Below are 18,592 nucleotides of genomic sequence, written 5' to 3'. Positions count from 1 at the left end.
ATCTTGATCTTTGTTCGCATCCTGTAAGAAGCTGTGCGCATGGCGAACAAGAGGGATACCATCGGTTCACTGGGCAAGGGCCTGCGGGTGATCGAGGCGTTTCGCGCCGAACATCCGCGCATGTCGATCTCTGACGTGGCCGAGGCGACCGGCCTTGACCGCGCCACCGCGCGGCGCTGCCTGCTGACGCTGCACGACCTGGGCTATGCCGATTACGACGGCAAGTTCTTCACGCTGACCGCCCGGGTGCTGCGGTTGGGCATGGGAGCGCTGGCGGCGATGCCGCTGGCGCAGATGGTGCAGCCCTGGCTGGACCAGCTGTCGGACCGGATCGGGCAGTCCACGTCGGTGTCGATCCTGGACGGGACCGAGATCGTATATCTGGCCCGCGCGGCGCAGCGTCGGGTCATGTCGATCGGCCTGATGCCGGGATCGCGGCTGCCCGCGCATTGCACCTCGATGGGGCGCGTGCTGCTGGCGGCCCTGCCCGCCGATCAGGCCCGCGCGCTCGTCGAGGCCTCGGACCTGACGCCGCGAACGCCGCACAGCCTGACGGACCCAAACGAGATCATGGGCCGGATCGAGGCCGCCCGCCGCGACGGATACGCCGTCATCGACCAGGAGGTCGAACTGGGCCTGCGATCGATCGCCGTGCCGCTCTATTCGGTGCATGGGCGGGTGATTGCCGCGATCAACACGGGCGTCGCGGCGGTGCAGGCGGACGCGGGCGGCCTCGCGGCGCTTTACCTTGAACCGCTGCTCAAGGTGCAGGAAGGATTGAGGCGGGTGCTGCGATAGGCGCGGGGCAGCGCCGCCTGCCTGCGCCCATCGTCACGCTACACCCCTGCGGGCCCTATTCGGTCGTGTCGGCGCCTTCGGCGACCACCTTCGGCTTTCGCGACCGCTTCGGCTTGGGCGCGTCGCCCTCTGCCGTGGCGGTTGTTCCAGCCCGCCGGCCTCTGGTTCCCGTTGCGCCGGCTTCCGCCTGCCCGGACGCTGCCCTGGACTTCCGCCCTTTTGCAGCCTTTGTCCCCTCCGCGCCTTCTTCAGGCAGGGCTTTCGGCTTGCGGCCGCTGGTCACACCCGGCTGATCCGCCGCCACTTCGGCAGCCGCCTTCGGCCGGCGCGTCCGCTTTGCGGTGGGCGCGGATGATTGTGCATCCTCCTCCGCGGCGATCTCGCGTTCGGCCTGCGACCAATGTTCCCTGTCCTGGCCGTGCGGCTGGCCGGCCTGCTCCCACAAGGCATGCGCCCGGTCCCGGATCTTCTGGAGGCGTTCTTCGTCCATGATGAGTCCTCGTCTTGCCATAGCCTGAATCGTGGATCCTGCGAATTCAGGAGCCGGATCGCCGGCGGGTTGGATATCTGCGCCTCACCGTGGCACGGTCAGGCAACCTTGCCAATGGCTTCCGGCGCGCACCTGATCGTTCCCTCGGGCAGCCCCGGCAGGCCGCAGGTCGGAATCAGCACGCCTTGCCGCCGGAATATCTCCACCCCGCTCCCGTCGATGCGCAAGTGGGCAGAGCTTCCAGAAAGAGGGGACCCCGTCTCTATTCTCCATAGTTCCGCGTGAAGATCCGCCCGACATGCTCCAGTGCCGTCGGAAGGGCGTCCAGCCAGAAGATCCAGTCGTGGCTGCCTTCGCGCACCTGGAAACGGTGCAGGATCCCCGCCTGGTCCAGCGCGACATGGGCCGCCGCATTTCCCTCAAAGAAGGGATCGCCCGATGCGAGGTCCAGATACAGCCTCGGGATGCGGCGGAAGGGTGTCGGGTCGGTGCGGGCCGCGATCTCGACGATGTCGGATGTCCGCCAAGCCTCGTTGAGGCGGGCTTCCCCCAGCAGGCTCGGCCCGTATGCCCCCGAGAAGCGCTGGTCGAAGGCCTGCGGGTCCATCAGCGCAACCTGCCGGGGCGTGCGAAGCGCGGCGCTGAGCGCGGCGGCGCCGGCGAAAAGGTCGGGCCGCTGAAGCTGGTTCAGGATCGCGGCATGGCCCCCCATCGACAAGCCTAGAAGGGCGCGCATCTGCATGCTGCCGATGGCCTGGTGCGCCGCCTCGACCTTGGGGATGAACTCTTGCAGGAACATCGACCGCCAACGGTAGGATCCGTCGGCATCGTCCAGGAAATAGGTGGCGCGAGGATCGCTGGCCGGCCTGCGCCCGTCCGGCGCCACGGCAATGCAGGGGGGCATCTGGCCGTCCCGGATCATGCGGTCCAGAAGGATGTCGATCCCCGCCATCCGGAACCAGTCGGCGGGCTGCCCGTCCGCCCCCCCGTGCAGCAGGTAAAGGACCGGATAGCGGCGGCTGTGCTGCCGGTAATCGGGCGGCAGGTAAAGGGAATAGCCCACCACATGGCCCAGGATCTCGCTCTGGACGATCTTCGCCTCGTGCACGGTCCCCGACCAGGCCCGGATGCCCAGAAAGGGAATGGCCAATCCGGCGGCCAGAGCGGTGCGCCTTGTAAACCTGACCAAGTGTTCCTCCTGCATCGTCAAATCCGTCAGAAATCCCAGCGGTAGGACAAGCCCAGCGAGCCGCCATGGAACAGCTCGACCTGATCCGGGGACTGGTTCCAGGGCCAGCGGTTGTTGGCATAGTTCGAATAGTTCAGCGTCACCCGGTCGTTCAGCACATAGCTGGCCGAGTAGGAGTAATCCGCATCGCCCTCTTCCTGCGTGCCGGGCGGATAGGCCAGGGCCGTGAAGCGGACCGTCAGGCGCGGCGTCACGTTCACGCCGCAGTTGACCCCGGCGTTGGATGAGGCCGAGCGGGCGACGCTGACGAAGCCGGTGCAGGTCAGGGCCCGGTCCGGCATGGCCTTGCTGGCCAGCGGAAGCCTTGTAAGCCTTGTTGACAGTTGCAGGCGCCCCTCGCTCAGGCCCGCCAGCGCGCGGCCCCCCGCAAGGGCTGCGGTATAGTTCGCATAGGTCAGCGTCACCTGATCGGTGATGCGCCAGTTCAGCGCATAGCTGTAGGTCAGGTCTCCGCCATGCCGGTCCCCCGAGACCGGATAGGTGGTCAGGCCAACGCTGAAGGTCAGGCGGTCGCCGAACCGCCCGCTGCAACCGATATTGAGCGAGATCTGCCCGACCTCGGCCATGTCCTCTCGGCCAAGTCCGATGGCGCTGCCAAGGGCGCAACGCGTCAACGCCAGCCGCGGGGTTGTCGTCGCAGGCGCTGGCTGCGGTCTTTGAACGGCGCGGGGCGGTGGTGGCATTCGTGCCGGGGTTGCGTAAGCGACGGCGGCAGGGCGGGCCGGCGTTGCAGGTCGGGCAGGTCTGGCGGTCACGGCGGGACCGGGCAAGGATGCCTGCGGCCGATCCTCGTTGCGCCCCGGTCGGGTGAGCGGCAGGAGGTTGACCCGCTCCCGCGCGTCGCGCGGGGCTGCCGGGGATGACGTGGTCGGCCGTGGGCGCGGCGCCGGAGAGGTATCCGGGGTCGATTGCCGCGGGCTTCCGGGCGCAGCCGCATCGCCTGCGGCTGGCGCGGAAGCCGGAGCCTCGGCTTCCCGGCGATCGGCATCGCTCCCCTCCTCTCCCGGCGCAGGTCCCGGCCGGGGATCGCGATTGTCGGCGTTGCCGGGCTCAGGATCGCCCGGGGGCAAGGGCGCGGCCTCTGGCTGGCGTTGCGATCCTGCGGAATCCGACGGCGGGCGCGTTTCGCGGGGATTGCTCTCTTGCACGGGTGCGGGCGTTTGCGGAACCGGTCGTGGATCGGCCGCTTCCCGGGTAGGGGCTGCGGGAGTCGGCGCGACCGATACGCTCGGGGACACGGGCGCCGGCCGGCACACGAGAACCTCGGACCCGGGCGCAGGCATGTCGGTTTCGCCGACCGCTGGCACCGTCCAGCACAGGAATGCCCTCGGTTCCGCAGATGGCGGGGCGCTTTCGCGGGCCGCGGGCGCTGGCGCTGGCGCTGTTTCCGCGCGCGAGAGCGCCGGTTCGCGCGCGATTGCCCTTTGCGCTGCGGGTGGTTGCGCGGTTTGTCGAGAAGCGGGGGCCGATGCCGACCCCTCCTCCGGGGAAGCCGGCGCCGGTTCCCGCGTCAGTGTTCTCGGCCCTGCGGGTGTCGGGGCGATTGTCCCCGCAGCGCGGGAGGGTGCTGCCGCTGTATCCGCAGACACGGGCGCGGGCTTGCGCGCAAGCGTCCTTGGCTCTGCGGCTGGCGGAGGGGTTTGGCGGGCCGCAGGGGGTGGTGCTGCCGCCGCTTTCGGGGCGGCGGGCAAGGGCTCGCGCGCAGGTGCCTTGGGTTCGGCAGCCGGCCGGGCGGTCTTGCTGGCCGCGGGGGTGGGCGGCGTCACCCGTGGCTCGGGACCCAGGAGGCAGCTTCCAAGTTTTCGGGCTTGTGGCTGCATCCCTTCCGGCACCTCGCCGAAGTTCCAGTAGGTGCAGGTGCGGTCCCGGGGATTGCAGGAAATCTCGATCCGCCAGGCTTCCATATGGGCCCCGCCGCCGATCGTGCCCAGGCCGCCGGGATAAAGGCGATAGGACAGATCCGCCAGGCGGCCCTGCTGCCACCGCCCGGGAAAGCGGGCGTTCGGCACATCGGCATAGCGCACCTCCACGGAGGTGGCGCCGTCCGGTGCCACCGACAGGTCAGGGCCGGGACAGGACTGGGCACTCAGCGCCGCGGCGGGCACGCCGATCAGCAGCAGGACGGCACCCAGTGCGGCGGGCTTCACCGCGGCACATGCATCAGCGGTCCCGTGGCCCGGAAAGCCTGCGCCGCAAGGACAGTGGCGTTGGTGTTGGCCGTGAAGGAGCCGTTGACGCTGCCGTCGGCCTCGTAGATGCCCTCGGGCCAGCCGCGTGCCGGATCGGCGAAGGGCACCACGGCGGCAACCATTTCCTGCGTGTATTCGGTCGAGAAAAGCGCATCCCAGCCGAAGGCGGCCTTGGTCGAAAGGGTCCGGCGGCTGTCGATCCTGTCGCCGCCAAAGGTCAGCACGGCCCAGGGCGATCCGCCGCCCCAGACCGAGGCATAGGCGAAATGGGGTTCCTGCGACAGATGGCCTTCGCTGACGCCGGTCAGCAGCCCCGTGTTCCGATAGCGCATTTCCTGCGCGCGATAGACCACGGTCGCGAAGACATGGGTCAGCGCGTCGAAGCCGAATTCCAGGCCGTCGAACAGATAGGGTTCGCTGGTGGTCAGCGCGGGCGTGCTGTTGCGGTTCAGGCGCGTGTCCACGGGGATCGGCACGCCCTCGACCCGCAGGACCTGCAGGGTGCTGCCGACATCCATGGCCGCCGTGGCGTCGAAGCCCCACAGCATCATCCCCTTGGCGGCATAGCGTTCATAGCCGATTCGCCCTTCCTGGTTCTCGCGCACGGATCCCTCGATGACGGTGGCGCCGTTCAGCCGCCCTTCCCGGACCATGCGGTCCAGATCCCAGCCGTCCACGACCCGCACCACCTCGTCGGCCAGGTCCGGATAATGGCGCTGCACCAGTTCAAGCGCGATCAACAGCCGTCCGATGTCCAGGGCCGACCACCCGAGCCCGATCGACGTCGGGCGGTTGGCATAATCGACCATCTGCAGCGTCCGGGTGTCATAGGCCTTGTTGGGAAGGCTGTTTTCGAACAGGACCAGGCGCGACAGGGCGTCCACCACCTTGGCGGCACGCTGTCCGGCCTCGGCCTCGGTGATGAGTCCAAGCCGCTGGGCCGAGATGACGGCCACGATATAGGAGGCCGTTTCCCACATCGTCGTCGAGGGATACTTGTCCACCGACCCCACCAGCCCGGTGTCGGGATCGGTGTTGTTCCGGAAATAGGTCCAGGCGATGCGCGCATGTTCGTCGCTCTGCTGCGCGCGGCCGATGCCGTCCGCCAGCGGCAGGGGCACGACCTCGTCAAAGGCGGCAAGCGCGTCGGGTTCATCGGTACGAATGTGTCCGGCCCTTTCCAGATAGAAGATGAGCGTCACCCCCAGACACAGGGCGATGATGAAGATGATGTGGCTGCGCGCATTTGTCAGGTTGGTCCGCAGGCTCATTGATCGCTTTCTCCTGTCAGTTCGGCTTCGGGCTTCCACATCGCCGCCCTGATGATCCCCGACATGGCGAGGCAGTTGTTGAGGCCCCACAGGGCATTGGTCACGACGCCGGTCACGCTGTGGCCCGTATCGGCCCAGACCAGCGCCGCGCTGCCCCACAGCAGCGAGGCAATGGTCAGCACGACGACCGCGATCTGCGGCCGCACCAGCCGCAGGTGGCGCCCAAGCTGGCGGTCCTTTGGCGTGACGGGAAAGGAAATCTTGCGCCCCGACAGGACGGTGCCGATGGCGCGCAGCCCCAGCGGGAAGAACGCCAGGTAGCTGGACTTGCTGGCATAGCCCGCGATCCCCCAGGTGCTCGCCATCATCGCAAGCTCCAGCGAGATCAGGAAGGCCATGGCGTGCAGGAAGAACGGCAGGGTATAGGCCGACACGGGCGCGATGCCGGTCGCCAGATAGACAACCGGCGCGGCCAGGAAGACGACGTTCCACAAGGGCGCGAGATAGGACCAGAAGGTCGTGCCATACATCAGCCGCTGCGGCATCGTCAGGCCGCGCCGGAACAGCGGGTTGTCGTTCATCAGGATGTCCAGCGACCCGCCGGCATACTTGAAGCGCTGCACCGACCAGCTGAGCAGGTCCTGCGGCGACAGCATCCGCGATTCATAGGTCGGGTGAAGCACCGATTTCCAGCCCCGCTCGCGGTCCGAATGCAGCAGGATCGAGGTGTAGATGTCTTCCGACACGTGGAACCGGTAAGGGGCCAGAACCTCGGCCACCACCGCCTCGGTCCGGATGGCCGATAGCAGCCCGGTATCGACCACCGGCTCGCGGCTGGTCAGGGTGATTTCCTCCTCGGCGGCGATGACGCGCCTTTCCACGCTGGCGGCGAAGCTGCGCAGCGCGGCTTCCATCACCGCCTCGCGGCGGTGGACCGATCCAGCGCCGCAGCAGAAGGCGGCGTTGGCGCGGTTCCGGCGGCGCAGGATGACCTGGTAGAACATCTCGGCGTCGTTCACGAAGGGATCCTTGCCGATGCGGATCTCTCCCGCCAGACGCTCGACCGCCTGCCCGATCAGGTGGCCCGCCCGTCCCAGCCGGTGCGACAACCGTTCGGTCAGCGTCACCCCTTCGGGCAGGTCATAGAACCACTGCGGCGTCTGGACCCAGGCCATCTTCGGATCTCGGAAATGGCCCAGCGTGTTTTCCAGGATGGTCGGGAAGGGCCGGGTATCGGCATCGAAGATGACGATGAAATCGCCCGAGGTCTGTTCCATCGCGTGGCGCAGGTTGCCGGCCTTGAAGCCCTCGTTGGTGGCGCGGGTGATGTAGTTCACCCCCTGCTCGTCGCAGACCTGCCGCATCTCGGGGCGGCGGCCGTCGTCGCAGACATGGATGCGGATGTCGATCGGGTGGGGATAGGTGATGGCCCTGGCGTCGGAAATGCCCAGCCGGACCAGTTCGGGATCCTCGTTGTAGGTGGCGAAGAACAGGTCCACCGCTATCGGCCGGTCGGGTTCGGACAACCCGTCGCTGCCCGCCGCCAGGGTGTCGTGTAGCGTGGCCACAGGGGCCGGGATGGTGACCGGCTGGTCCTTCCACAGGTTGTAGATGAACAGAAGCAGCCCCAGATAGGCGCAGCTTTCCGCCACGACCAGCGGGACCGCGAACCACAGCGCGTCATGGTTCAGCGACTGCGTCCATCGCCACCAGATATACCATGCCCCCAGCAGGGCCGTGATCGTCGCCAATGCCTGCCAGACCAGTTCGCGCCCTGAGGAATAGGGCAGCGGCTCGGGCGGGCGGCGGTGTTCGAAGCGGCGGAAGTAATCGTCCATTCGTCAGCCTCTCTGGACCTGCTTCCGCCGGGCCTCCCACGGGGCGGGGCCAAGGCCGATGGTCCAGGCCAGCGCGCCAACGCGCGACAGCCCGACCGCCAGCAGCAGCGCGCCGGGCAGGACGACCGCGAAGCGGCTGGCGACCACCACCCAGGGCGCCATGTGCGGCGCAAGACCCGCGCCCAGCACCAGCGCGTCAAACAGATCGATCACCAGCGGATGCACTAGGTAGACGCCGAAGGTGAACTGCGCCAGCCAGCTCCAGCGCGGGGACCAGTCCTGGTACTGCGCCCCCAGGAACAGCGCGAACATCATCAGCGGCATGAGGAAATGGCCGTAGAAGGACCAGTTCTCGCGCACGCCCCAGGACCCCGTGAACAGCGCCGCGCCGAAGAACGGCAGCGTCGCCACATAGGCCATGGCGGCGAAATACAGCGCGCCCTTGCGGATCAGGCGGGATTCGCCGCGCGGGATGCCATCGCGCCACAACCCGTAAAGCGCGAAGGCCGCCAGCCCATAGCCCACATAGCCCATCACCTTGGTGGCCCGGACCAGGTAGTCGCGGAAGGCGGGATCAAGCCCCAGGCTCCAGATGTAGTCCTGGATGTGGTGCATGGCCCCCAGGGTGGCAAACAGCGCGATGCCCAGGATCGGAAAGCGCAGCGCCAGCCGCATGACCGGGTAGAACAGGAACAGCAGGAACAACGTCGGCAGGAAGTGCATGTGGTACTGCGACTTGCCCAGCAGGAAGAAGCCCAGCCACGCCCCCGGATCGGCCAGCTGCGCCCAGATCTGGGGCGCGTATCCCGCCACGTCGGCCTTCAGCAGGCGGAAGAAGGCATAGAACACCGTCCAGAAGGCGAAGGGCACCAGAAGCCGCCGCGCCTGTTCGCGCATGGCCTCGCCATAGGGCGGGCTGCGCCGGTCGATGCGCATCGCCATCAGGAACAGCGAGAAGAAGAAGAACATCTCGGAGCCCGAGAATTCGGCGACCGACCGCAGGAAGACCGGCACGGCGCGCTCCTGCGCCGTGGCGTCCGGGAAGACCCCGCCCGAGAAATCGGTGGTGCAATGGATCAGGACGACGCCCACGGCCGCGCAGACCCGGTTGGCGTCGAACCAGACAAGGCGCGGCTTGGCTTGCTTTTCCATCATGGTTCTCCGGGAATGGGGCACTGGCTGGAAGCCTGGGCCGAGATCGGCTGCGGCAGCGGCAGGTCGTGTTTCTCAAGGCTGCAATCGGCGGCCGCGATGGTGCCGTCGGCCTGCGGCACGGGACGGCAATACAGGAACTCGGACACGGGCACCGGGGGCTCGGCCGGCATGGTCTGGCAGTTGCAGCAGACGGGTTCCGGGCGAGGCTGCGGCAGGCAGCGGTTGACGCGGGTTTCCTGGTGCTGGAAGGCCGTGTCCCACAGCTGGGTGTTGCCGTTCAGCCGCTGCAGGATCGGCCCCTGCACCTTGTAGAGCAGCGCCGCCAGGATGATGCCGTTGTTGTTCGCGCTCTGGACCGGGATGAAGCCGTTGCCGTTCTCGTAAAGGCCCTCGTAGAAGCCGCCCTCGTCCGTGGACAGATCGGCGACGGAATCCAGCAGAAGATCGGTATAGGGCGTGTCCCACAGCGCCCACATGCCGATGGCGGCCTTGGCGGCGATGGCCGCGCGGTCGGGCTGATAAACGTCGCTGGGATCCAGCGTGTGCCAGGCAAAGCCATTGGCCCAGATCGCGTCATAGACGAAGAAGGGCTGGCCCTCGACCTGATGCTCGGACTTGGCGGTCATGATGCCGGTCTGCTCGAACCGGCGCTGCTGGACCAGGTAGATCCGGTTGGCGAATTCGGCGCGCCACCCTTGGGTCGCAAGGCCCGGGCGGCCCCCCTGCCGGTCGGTGGGCAGCTTCCATCCCAGTTCCAGCCCGTCCAGCAGATAGCTTTCGGTCAGGACATAGTTCATGTTCTGGAAGACGCGCGGATCGCGGGCGTCGATCGGGACGCGCACGTCATAGATCTCTGTAAAGGTCACGGGGTCGGGGGACAGCGCGCCCGCAACGTCGAAATCCCACAAGGCAAAGCCCTTGGCCGCGTATTCCTCGTATCCCAGGCGGCCTTCCTGGACATAGCGCGTCTCGCCCTTGCCCGTCACGATCGAGCCGCGCATCCGGCCGTCCTCGGTGATGGCATTGCAGAAGTTCCAGCGCAGCACCGTGTTGTCGATGCCGGGGGCGAGATAGGGATAGCGTTCCTTCAGGATCTTCAGCCAGACCAGCATCCGCCCGATGTCGAGGACCGAGAAACCGACCTCGCCCGGCTTGTTGGCATAGTTCACCTTTTCGCCGGTCTTGGTGTTGTAGACCTTGTTCGGCAATTCGCCCTGGAACAGATCCAGGTTGCGCAGGGTGCCGATCAACTGGTTGACCCGAAGGTCGAAGGTCCGCTTGTCGATGATGCCCAGTTCATGGGCCGCCACCAGGCCGCTGATATAGGACGCCGTGTCCCACAGCGTCGTGGACGGATAGGCGCCGACGGCGTTGACCAGGCCGGTCTCGGGCTGGAGCCTTTGCTCGAAATACGCCCAGGCCGTTTCGGCCATCTTCCGTTCGCGCGGGGTCAGGGGACCATGGCGGCCGAAGGGCTTGGCGAAATCGGAATCGCCCCCCTGCCCCGTTTCGTCCCCTGTCGCCGCGGGCGGGCTCTCGGGGGGCGCGGTCGTCCCGCCCTGGGCGGGGGTGGGGGTGGTGCCGGTCCCGAACAGCCGCTGCAGCACGCCCGGTTCCGGGTTGTCGGCAGGGGCCGTCGCGCCCTGCCCCATCAGCAGGATCACGGCCAGCATGCCGAAGGCGATCGAAAGCTTGCGGGAAGGGATCATCGTTGCTCCATCATGGCGCTGCCGTTTCCGCGACCGGCCCCAAGGATGCGGCAGCCCTGGAAAGCGCGGCCTCCATCCCCCGGATGAGGTCCAGCAGCCGGGCCAGATCGCCGGGCCCCGCCGACGAGGCCCGCAGGGCTGCTTCATGGCGGCGCGCCGCATCGGCGGTTTCAGGCAGGCCGAGGGTCGCCGCGATGCCCACCAGCGAATGGCAGGCTCTGAGAACGGCGGCAGCGTCCACCGCCTGTCCCGCCGCGGCCTTTTCGATCGTGGCGCGGTGACGGGCCAGATCCTCCCGGCTTGCCTCGATCAGCAGGGGCATGGCCTCGGGTCCGATCTGCCCTGCAAGGTCCGCCAGCCGGATCTCGGGCGCGTCATCGGCCCTGCCCTCGCAACCGTCGTCCGAAGGTGCGGCGACCTGCGCATCATGGGGCAGCCAGCGCTGCAAGGCGCGGTGCAGGGCGTCCAGATCCAACGGCTTGGTCAGCACCTCGTTGCAACCGGCCTCCAGGCAGGCGGTTCGTTCGGCGGCCCCCGCATGGGCGGTCAACGCAAGGATCGGCACCCCGGATTCCGGCCCGGCCAGCCTGCGGATGCGGCGGGTCGCCTCGATCCCGTCCATGCGCGGCATCGAGATATCCATCAGCACCAGGTCGAAGGACCGGCACGACACGGCCTCCAGCGCGTCCAGGCCATCCTCGGCAAACGCGACCTCCTGTCCCAGCCGTTCCAGCATCGAGCGGGCGACCAGCCGGTTGGTCGCGTTGTCCTCGGCCACCAGCACCGACAGCGGGGGAAGGATGCCTTCCGGCTGACGGCCATGGGCGTCGGGCGCGGGTTCGGCGGGGGCGGCCTCGACATCAAGCCAGAAGGACGATCCCTGGCCGGGCATGCTGGCAAAGCCGATCCGCCCGCCCATCAGTTCCGCCAGCGATCGGCTGATGGCCAGCCCCAGCCCGCTTCCGCCGAAGCGCCGGGTATAGGATGCGTCCAGCTGGTTGAAGCGGCCGAAGACCTGCTGCTGCCGGTCCACGGGAATGCCGATCCCCGTGTCGGACACGCAGAAGCGAAGCCCCAGCCTTCCGCCTTGCGGCGACCGGTTCGGGGGAAGGTCCACGGTCAGCGAGACCTGTCCCGCATGGGTGAACTTCACCGCGTTGCTGACAAGGTTGGCAAGGATCTGGCGGATGCGCAGCGGATCGCCGGTGATCCAGGCAGGAAGCTCCTCCTGGATGCGGGCCGTCAGGGCGACGCCCTTGGCGCGGGCGGATTCGGAATACAGATCCACCACGCCCGTCACCAGGGGCCGAAGCTCGAAGGGCCGTTCCTCCAGCTCCATCCGCCCGGACTCGATCTTGGACATGTCCAGGACATCGTTGAGGATCGCCAGAAGCGCCTCGGCGCTGGTGCGGGCGACGCGGATCTGCCCGCGCTGCCGGTCGTCCAGGGGAGTGGCCTCGACCGCGCTCAGCATGCCAAGGACGCCGTTCATGGGCGTGCGCAGCTCGTGACTCATGACGGCAAGGAAATCGGACTTGGCGGCGTTGGCGCGCTCGGCCTCGCTCAGGGCGTCGCGAAGCGCCCGCTCCTGCTCGATGTCGGTGGTCACGTCCTGGAGCGAACCGGTCAGCATGTCGGGCGCGCCGGCGTCGTCATAGTTCATCTCGGCCGTGCCCCGGATGAAACGTTCCCTGCCATCGGGAAGCAGCACGCGGCAGTCAAAGCTGGCCTGCCTCTGCCCGCCTGCCGGCCCGCCCTTCAGAAGCTCGGTGAAAAGCGCCTGGACATGGCCGAAATCCTCGGGATGGACGATCTGCCGCAGCGGCCTTGGCCCTTCTGCGGGATCGCAGCCCAGCACGACATAAAGCTCCGACGACCAGCTTGTCCGCCCGGTGCTGTAGTTGTGGCGGAAGCTGCCCAGATGCGCGATGCGCTGCGCCGCGGCCAGGCTCCGCTCGCTTTCGCGCAGGGCGCGGCGGGCCCGGGCCTCGACGGTGATGTCGCGGACCGTGGACACCATGCTGTGCGGCGTGCCGTCGGGATTGGCCGTCAGTTCCGACTGGACCTCCAGCTCGATGACCTCTCCGTCGGCGCGCAGGGCGCGGAAGGTCAGGTCGCGGCGGACCGGCGCCCTTGTCTCGGCCGATCGGGCAAACGCCTTGCGTTCGCTTTCCAGCACCTTTTCCGCATCGGCGGGCAGCAGCAGGGCCTCGAACTGGGCGCCGGTCATCTGGCCGTCCGGGTCAAGGCCATAGATGGTGGCGAATTCGGGGGACCAGGACACGGTGTCGCGCCCGTAGTCGCGCCGCACATTGCCGATATGGGCGATGCGCTGCGCCTCGGCCAGGTCGCCCATGACGGTGTTCAGCGACGTCTCGGCACGCCGCAGGACGCGATGCTGCATCCACAGGACGATCAGCGTCAGCACGCCCACCAGCAGCAGGAAGGACGCCAGCCGCTGCGCGATCAGGCTGATCCGGGCCAGTTGCCAGCGGTCGTTCGCCGTGATCTGCCCCAGCCTGCGGAACGCATCGACCAGATAGCGGTCAAGCTGCACAAGGTCCGGGCCCAGCAGGCCCGCGACCCGGTCGCGCGCGGCCGTTGCCTTCCCGGCCGGTCCCCCGAGTTGCGCCACCAGGGCCGCCACGCGGTCGCGGGTGCGTTCCAGCGTTTCGGCGTTTTCGGGCAGCACCGCCATCGCGCCGGGATAGGCCAGGACCACGCCGATCCTGTGGGCCAGAAGTTGCGTGCGTTCGTCAAGCAGCAGCCCCAGGCTTTCGTCGGGTTCCCCACCCATGGCACGGGCGGCCTGCCAGTCCAGCAGGGCGCCGTGCAGCGCGTCGATGCCCAGGTGAAGCTCGAACATCTCGTTGCGCATCGAGGTCGTGTCCGCCGTCTCCATGTTCTTCGACAGCACGAAGGGCGCCAGCGCGAGTGCCGAGAAGACCGCGACCACGATCACGGTCAGGCAGACATGCAGCAGCCGCTGCTGCCAGACCGGCACGACACGCCCGCCCTTCATCACGAACTCCGGTCGGCAAAGCGGAGCGTCAGGCAGTTCGACCCATCGCGGCTTTCGTAGTGAAGGGCATCGGACATGGCGACGATAAGGGGGATGCCCCGGCCGCTTTCCTCCAGGGGGTCGATATCAGCGGGATTGCGGGCCGCCTTGAAAAGCTCTGCCGGGACGGGTTGCCCGGGATCGCGGATCTCGACCCCGACTTCGGGCCCGACCTCGGGCGCGGCCTTGCGGACGGCAACGGCGATCCCGGCGCCCTGGGGCAAGCCGCCATGCAGGACGACGTTGTTCAGCGCCTCGGTCACGGCGATTTCCAGCCGGATCAGGCCTTCCGGGGAAAGCGTGTCCCCGACGAATGCGCAAACGGCCGCCATCGTGGCGTCCACCGATTCAAGCCCGCATTCGACATGGAAGCCGCGGCTTTCCATCGCTATCCGTCCAAGGCGGCCGAGGCCGCGGCGGGATCGGGAAATATCTGGAAGACCCGCTCCATCCGGGTGACGCGGAACATCTGCCGGACCGCGTCGCTGAGGCCGCAGACCACCACCTCGCCCCGGTTTCCGACCTTCTTCAGAAGCCCGACGATCGCGCCAAGCCCGGACGAATCGACGAAGCGCACCTGCGACAGGTCGATGATGATCCTGTTGCTGCCGTCGTCGATCAGTTGCGAGGCTTCCTGGCGGAAGGCGTTGGCGCCAAGCGCGGTCAGCCGGTCGCCCTCGGGGCGGATGACGCAGATGCCGTTCGATTGAACTTGCGAGTGGATCATGCAGAGGGGCTCCTTTCCAGAGCGAGTACCGTCAGGTCATCTTCGAGGGGCCGGCCGCCCCGCCATGCCGCAAGCGCGGTCACGATGGCGCCGGGCAAGGCCTCGACATCCTTGTGCGAGTGCTCGGCGATCAGGCCGCGCAGCCGGTCTTCCCCAAAGGCAGCGCCATCCGGTGCCTCTGCCTCGATGGCGCCGTCCGAGCACAGGATCAGGGTTTCCCCCGCTGCCAGATCGATCACCCCATTGCTGAAGTCGGCCGTCTTCAGCAGCCCGACCGGGAAGCCCCCGTCGCCCACGACCTCGGTCGTTCCGTTGCGCTTGGCGAGGATCGGACTGGGATAGCCGGCCTGGCAGAAGAAAAGCTGCCCGCCTTGCTGGTCGAGCACGCCGCAGAACATGGTGAAGTAGTCGGTCCCATCCTCGCGGAAGAAACGGTCGTTGAGGTCGCGCACCATCGCCGCCGGGTCGGGCGCGCCGGACCCGGCCGCAGCCTTGCCCGCGAAATACTGGGCCGTCACCAGATGGCCGATCGCGACCGACAGCAGCGCCGCATGGACGCCATGCCCGGCGACATCGACGGCATAGAAGCCCAGCCTGTCCTCGGAAAGCTGGTAATACCCGAACATGTCGCCCGAGACATAGGCCGACGGCTCGAAGGCCGATCCGAAGCGGCAGCCCCGGATATCCCGCGCCAGGTTCGGAAGCAGGCGCCGCTGCGCCGCGGCGGCAACCTTCAGGTCATGTTCGATGCGTCTTTTCGCAAGCTGCAGCGCGCGGTTCTTTTCTGACAGCACCTGTTCATGATCGACAAGGCGCGCGGCCGCCCGGATCCGCGCCGTCAGGACCGCCGCGTCCAGCGGCTTGGTCATGAAGTCGTCGACCCCTGCCTCCAGCGCCAGGCGCCGCTGCTCGGCCTGCCCGGCCGAGGTCAGCATGACGACATGGATATAGCGGCCCAGGTCGGCGGCCCGGATCCGGCGGGTGACCTCGTGCCCGTCGATGCCCGGCATGTCCAGGTCGCAGACAAGGATCGACGCGCCGCTGCTCTCGATCATTTCCAGCGCTTCCAGGCCGTCCTTGGCAACGACGGGCGTGAAGCCGATGCGGCTGATCACGGTTGATGCGAAGATGCGCTGTGTAGCGTCATCGTCGGCAATGACGACCTTGTCGGACTGGTGCATCTTCCGGGCGCGTTCTTGATCAAAAGGCATAATGATGAGTGTCTTCAGCGCAAATTCGACAGAAAATACATCTTACGGTTTAGGATTCATTAACATTAACAAATCCAGGTTGTTCCTGTCGAGGCGAAAGAAGCGGCCCAGTGGTCGCGATCAAGAATATGGCACGCGCAACAACAGGATCGTTGTGGATCTGCCATTTCCGCGCCCTGACCAGGGTGCAGCCGGTTCCTCCAATCGGTATGCGCGGCCTTGGTGCGCGTCTGGCCAGAACCTGCCCGGCAGTCGCCATCGCCCGATCGGCGTCAGGATCAATGCTGATAGGCAGGGATGATGGCGCGACTTCCGGCTACACGGGTGTGCGTGACGGCAAGCGTGCGATCTCTTTGCGACTCTTGTCGCCCGAGGTGTCGCAAGACGACCCCTACGGTTTAGGGTCTTCCAAATCCGTGATCTAAGACAAGATTGTGGGATTTGGCTCCGGCGGTAGGGATCGAACCTACGACCAATTGATTAACAGTCAACTGCTCTACCGCTGAGCTACGCCGGAACACGGGGGCCGTATAGCAATGCTGGCCGGGGGCGTCCAGAGGGGTCCGCGACGTTTTTTTTCACAAAGCCGAAAATTCGGTGTCCGGATGCAGATCGCCCAGGGGCGCGACCGCCCCCAGGTCGGTCAGGGCCAGCAGGTGGGCCAGCACATTGCGGGCTGCCGCAGGCAGCAGCACGGGGGGCACGTCATAGATGCGCCGGGCCAGGGTTCCCGCATCCGCCGGACCCTCGCGCAGGGCGGCCAGGATCTGGACGGTGCGCTGGCGGCGGTGCGCGGCCAGTTCCGCCAGCCGGGGCAGCGGAGCCTCGATCGGGTCGCCATGGGCGGGCAGCAGGCGCCGGGGCCCGATCTGCGCCAGCCGGTCCAGCGTGCGCAGGTAATCCGCCAGATCACCGTCCGGGGGCGAGATGATGGTGGATGACCAGCCCATCACCACGTCGCCGCAAAAAACCTGGTCGCCGCACAGGAAGGCCAGGTGGCCGCCGGAATGGCCGGGCGTGTGCAGGGCGGTCAAATGCCAGTCCGATCCCTCGATCACGTCGCCGTCGCGCAGGGTGATGTCGGGGTCGAAGGCTAGGTCCAGCCCCTCGCCGCCGCCCGTGACCCCCTGCCCTGCAAGGCGGCGCATCATCGGCGAGCGTCCGGCCAATGCGTCGCCATAGGCCAGCACCGGCGCTCCGGTCAGCCGCGCCAGGGCGGGCGCGCCGGCGCTGTGATCAAGATGCGCGTGGGTGACCAGGATATGGCTTATCCGCCCCTGACCCGCCGCCACGATCGCAGCCAGATGACCGGGATCATCCGGTCCGGGGTCGATCACCGCGACCTGCTCGCGGCCCAGCAGGAAGGTGTTGGTCCCCGGCCCGGTCAGCGGCGACGGGTTCGGGGCCAGGATTCGCAGCAGGTCTTTCGTCTGTCCGTCCATGCCGCTAGCCTTAGCACGACCGGCGGGGGTTTCCATGGCGAACCAGACAGAAGGCTGGCTGAAAGGCTTTTTCCCGCGCGGGCTTTACGGCCGCGCGGCGCTGATCCTGTTCCTGCCGGTGGTTGTCGTGACCCTTGTGGTCAGCGTCATGTTCCTGCAGCGCCATTTCGAGGACGTGACCCGGCAGATGACAACCAGCATGGCGCAGGAACTGGCCTTTGTCGCGGCGCGGATCGAGCGCGCCGACGGGCAGCGCAACGCGGGACGGGAAATCGCCGTGCCCCTTGGCATCGCCATCGGCGCACCCGAGACCGAGGGCGCGGGCGATCAGCGGCTGTTCTATGACTTTTCCGGTCGCGTTGTGATCGAGGAGTTGCGCGCCCATCTGCCCGAGATTCGCGCCATCGACCTGGCGCAGGACGAGAAGCGGGTGATCGTGACCATCGATGGCCAGGCCGGACCCTATTCCCTGTCCTTCGACCGACGCCGGGTCAGCGCCTCGAACCCGCACCAGTTGCTGGTGCTGATGGTCTTCACCTCGTTCCTGATGACGGGCATCGCCACGATCTTCCTGCGCAACCAGCTGCGCCCGATCACCCGCCTGGCCGAGGCCGCCGAGGACTATGGCAAGGGCCGGGTCGTCCCCTATCGCCCATCCGGCGCGACAGAGGTGCGCAGCGCGGGCGCGGCCTTTCTGGACATGCGCAACCGGCTGGAACGCCAGAATGAACAGCGCAAGATGATGCTGTCGGGGATCAGCCATGACCTGCGCACACCGCTGACGCGCCTTCGCCTCGGCCTGTCCATGATGTCGCCCGACATGCCCCCCGATGACGAGGAACTACGCGCGATGGAGGCCGACATTGCCGAGATGAACCGCATGGTCGATGCCTTCCTGGACTATGCCCGTGACGAGGCTCAGGACAGCGTGCCCGAACCCACGCCCGTGTCGGACTTCGTGGACAGCGTCGTGGCCGATGCGCGGCGGGCGGGCCAGCAGGTGACGCTGCGCAGCCTGGAGGGGGATGCGGAGGGTCGCGCGACCTTCCGCCCCGACATGCTGCGCCGCGCCCTGGAAAACCTGCTTGGCAATGCCGCGCGCCATGGCACCCGCGCCGAACTGGATGCCACCCTTGGACCCCGAAGTCTGCGCATCGGGATCGAGGACGACGGCCCCGGCATCCCCGACGATGCACTGGAAGTCGCGATGCGCCCCTTTACCCGGCTGGACTCCTCGCGCAACCGCAACCAGGGGGGCGGCGCGGGCCTGGGCCTTGCGATCGCTGCCGACGTGGCGCGCGCCCATGGCGGGCAACTGCGGCTTGGCCGGGGCCAGCGCCTTGGCGGGTTGCGGGCCGAAATCGTCATTCCACGATAGGCCGGGCGCGGAATAGCAGGCATTTTTCGTGTCATATTGAATGCCGCGGCACGCACCCCTAGATTGACGCAACG

The 18,592-nt window shown here is 67.5% G+C and carries 15 protein-coding genes and 1 tRNA gene; 3 read left to right on the top strand and 13 right to left on the bottom strand.

From position 1 onward, the window contains the following. The first annotated feature begins 39 nt into the window (after positions 1–39). Positions 40–798 (top strand): IclR family transcriptional regulator domain-containing protein, encoded by a 759-nt coding sequence (locus tag OU682_RS09590; protein ID WP_268941874.1) that lies wholly within the window; start codon positions 40–42, stop codon positions 796–798. 55 nt (positions 799–853) lie between these two features. Here the strand turns inward: OU682_RS09590 and OU682_RS09585 are convergent, their stop codons facing one another. The 11 genes from OU682_RS09585 to OU682_RS09535 form a co-directional block, all read right to left on the bottom strand. Next, positions 854–1,288, bottom strand: coding sequence for a DUF2934 domain-containing protein (locus OU682_RS09585; protein ID WP_268941873.1), 435 nt, complete (start codon positions 1,286–1,288; stop codon positions 854–856). A gap of 262 nt (positions 1,289–1,550) precedes the next feature. Further along, the gene (locus OU682_RS09580; RefSeq protein WP_268941872.1) at positions 1,551–2,477 is read right to left on the bottom strand and encodes an alpha/beta hydrolase; all 927 of its coding nucleotides are present in this window, start codon (positions 2,475–2,477) and stop codon (positions 1,551–1,553) included. Between the two features lie 26 nt (positions 2,478–2,503). Next, the gene (locus tag OU682_RS09575) at positions 2,504–3,103 is read right to left on the bottom strand and encodes a hypothetical protein (RefSeq protein ID WP_268941871.1); all 600 of its coding nucleotides are present in this window, start codon (positions 3,101–3,103) and stop codon (positions 2,504–2,506) included. A gap of 1,577 nt (positions 3,104–4,680) precedes the next feature. After that, positions 4,681–5,997 carry a DUF3131 domain-containing protein gene (locus OU682_RS09570; protein ID WP_268941869.1) on the bottom strand — a complete coding sequence of 439 codons (1,317 nt, stop codon included), beginning with the start codon at positions 5,995–5,997 and terminating at the stop codon, positions 4,681–4,683. After that, positions 5,994–7,835: a glycosyltransferase family 2 protein gene (locus OU682_RS09565; protein ID WP_268941868.1), complete on the bottom strand. Its 1,842-nt coding sequence runs from the start codon at positions 7,833–7,835 to the stop codon at positions 5,994–5,996. The genes OU682_RS09570 and OU682_RS09565 overlap by 4 nt, the downstream gene beginning before the upstream one ends. Positions 7,836–7,838: 3 nt before the next feature. Further along, positions 7,839–8,990 carry an acyltransferase gene (locus OU682_RS09560; RefSeq protein ID WP_268941867.1) on the bottom strand — a complete coding sequence of 384 codons (1,152 nt, stop codon included), beginning with the start codon at positions 8,988–8,990 and terminating at the stop codon, positions 7,839–7,841. After that, on the bottom strand, positions 8,987–10,699 hold the full coding sequence (locus tag OU682_RS09555; protein WP_268941866.1) for a DUF3131 domain-containing protein: 1,713 nt from the start codon (positions 10,697–10,699) through the stop codon (positions 8,987–8,989). The genes OU682_RS09560 and OU682_RS09555 overlap by 4 nt, the downstream gene beginning before the upstream one ends. 10 nt (positions 10,700–10,709) lie before the next feature. Further along, on the bottom strand, positions 10,710–13,721 hold the full coding sequence (locus OU682_RS09550; protein ID WP_268941865.1) for a hybrid sensor histidine kinase/response regulator: 3,012 nt from the start codon (positions 13,719–13,721) through the stop codon (positions 10,710–10,712). After that, on the bottom strand, positions 13,721–14,146 hold the full coding sequence (locus tag OU682_RS09545) for an ATP-binding protein (protein ID WP_268941864.1): 426 nt from the start codon (positions 14,144–14,146) through the stop codon (positions 13,721–13,723). The genes OU682_RS09550 and OU682_RS09545 overlap by 1 nt, the downstream gene beginning before the upstream one ends. Before the next feature lie 2 nt (positions 14,147–14,148). After that, positions 14,149–14,487 carry an STAS domain-containing protein gene (locus tag OU682_RS09540; RefSeq protein ID WP_268941863.1) on the bottom strand — a complete coding sequence of 113 codons (339 nt, stop codon included), beginning with the start codon at positions 14,485–14,487 and terminating at the stop codon, positions 14,149–14,151. Further along, positions 14,484–15,668: a PP2C family protein-serine/threonine phosphatase gene (locus tag OU682_RS09535; protein WP_268941862.1), complete on the bottom strand. Its 1,185-nt coding sequence runs from the start codon at positions 15,666–15,668 to the stop codon at positions 14,484–14,486. The genes OU682_RS09540 and OU682_RS09535 overlap by 4 nt, the downstream gene beginning before the upstream one ends. A gap of 140 nt (positions 15,669–15,808) precedes the next feature. Between OU682_RS09535 and OU682_RS09530 the strand changes: the two genes are divergently transcribed. Continuing rightward, positions 15,809–16,123: a hypothetical protein gene (locus OU682_RS09530; protein ID WP_268941861.1), complete on the top strand. Its 315-nt coding sequence runs from the start codon at positions 15,809–15,811 to the stop codon at positions 16,121–16,123. 17 nt (positions 16,124–16,140) lie between these two features. On the opposite strand, the gene OU682_RS09525 is transcribed toward OU682_RS09530, so the two are convergent. Continuing rightward, positions 16,141–16,215 (bottom strand) — tRNA-Asn (locus OU682_RS09525). 61 nt (positions 16,216–16,276) lie between these two features. Continuing rightward, positions 16,277–17,140 (bottom strand): MBL fold metallo-hydrolase, encoded by an 864-nt coding sequence (locus OU682_RS09520; RefSeq protein WP_268941860.1) that lies wholly within the window; start codon positions 17,138–17,140, stop codon positions 16,277–16,279. A 34-nt stretch (positions 17,141–17,174) separates the two neighbouring features. Here OU682_RS09520 and OU682_RS09515 point away from each other — a divergent pair, with 34 nt between their 5' ends. Continuing rightward, positions 17,175–18,518 carry an ATP-binding protein gene (locus tag OU682_RS09515; protein ID WP_268941859.1) on the top strand — a complete coding sequence of 448 codons (1,344 nt, stop codon included), beginning with the start codon at positions 17,175–17,177 and terminating at the stop codon, positions 18,516–18,518. The last annotated feature ends 74 nt before the right edge of the window (positions 18,519–18,592 follow it).

The organism is Paracoccus benzoatiresistens, from assembly GCF_026913015.1.
Classification (GTDB): Bacteria; Pseudomonadota; Alphaproteobacteria; order Rhodobacterales; family Rhodobacteraceae; genus Paracoccus; species Paracoccus benzoatiresistens.
This window is presented reverse-complemented; position numbering and strand designations above follow the sequence as displayed.

Bases quoted from the DNA above. Each gene is read 5' to 3' on its own strand.
- OU682_RS09555 (WP_268941866.1), bottom strand. From the start codon at position 10,699: ATGATCCCTTCCCGCAAGCTTTCGATCGCCTTCGGCATGCTGGCCGTG.
- OU682_RS09590 (WP_268941874.1), top strand. From the start codon at position 40: ATGGCGAACAAGAGGGATACCATCGGTTCACTGGGCAAGGGCCTGCGG.
- OU682_RS09545 (WP_268941864.1), bottom strand. From the start codon at position 14,146: ATGGAAAGCCGCGGCTTCCATGTCGAATGCGGGCTTGAATCGGTGGAC.
- OU682_RS09550 (WP_268941865.1), bottom strand. From the start codon at position 13,721: ATGAAGGGCGGGCGTGTCGTGCCGGTCTGGCAGCAGCGGCTGCTGCAT.
- OU682_RS09560 (WP_268941867.1), bottom strand. From the start codon at position 8,990: ATGATGGAAAAGCAAGCCAAGCCGCGCCTTGTCTGGTTCGACGCCAAC.
- OU682_RS09515 (WP_268941859.1), top strand. From the start codon at position 17,175: ATGGCGAACCAGACAGAAGGCTGGCTGAAAGGCTTTTTCCCGCGCGGG.
- OU682_RS09585 (WP_268941873.1), bottom strand. From the start codon at position 1,288: ATGGACGAAGAACGCCTCCAGAAGATCCGGGACCGGGCGCATGCCTTG.
- OU682_RS09540 (WP_268941863.1), bottom strand. From the start codon at position 14,487: ATGATCCACTCGCAAGTTCAATCGAACGGCATCTGCGTCATCCGCCCC.
- OU682_RS09575 (WP_268941871.1), bottom strand. From the start codon at position 3,103: ATGGCCGAGGTCGGGCAGATCTCGCTCAATATCGGTTGCAGCGGGCGG.
- OU682_RS09565 (WP_268941868.1), bottom strand. From the start codon at position 7,835: ATGGACGATTACTTCCGCCGCTTCGAACACCGCCGCCCGCCCGAGCCG.
- OU682_RS09570 (WP_268941869.1), bottom strand. From the start codon at position 5,997: ATGAGCCTGCGGACCAACCTGACAAATGCGCGCAGCCACATCATCTTC.
- OU682_RS09535 (WP_268941862.1), bottom strand. From the start codon at position 15,668: ATGCACCAGTCCGACAAGGTCGTCATTGCCGACGATGACGCTACACAG.
- OU682_RS09520 (WP_268941860.1), bottom strand. From the start codon at position 17,140: ATGGACGGACAGACGAAAGACCTGCTGCGAATCCTGGCCCCGAACCCG.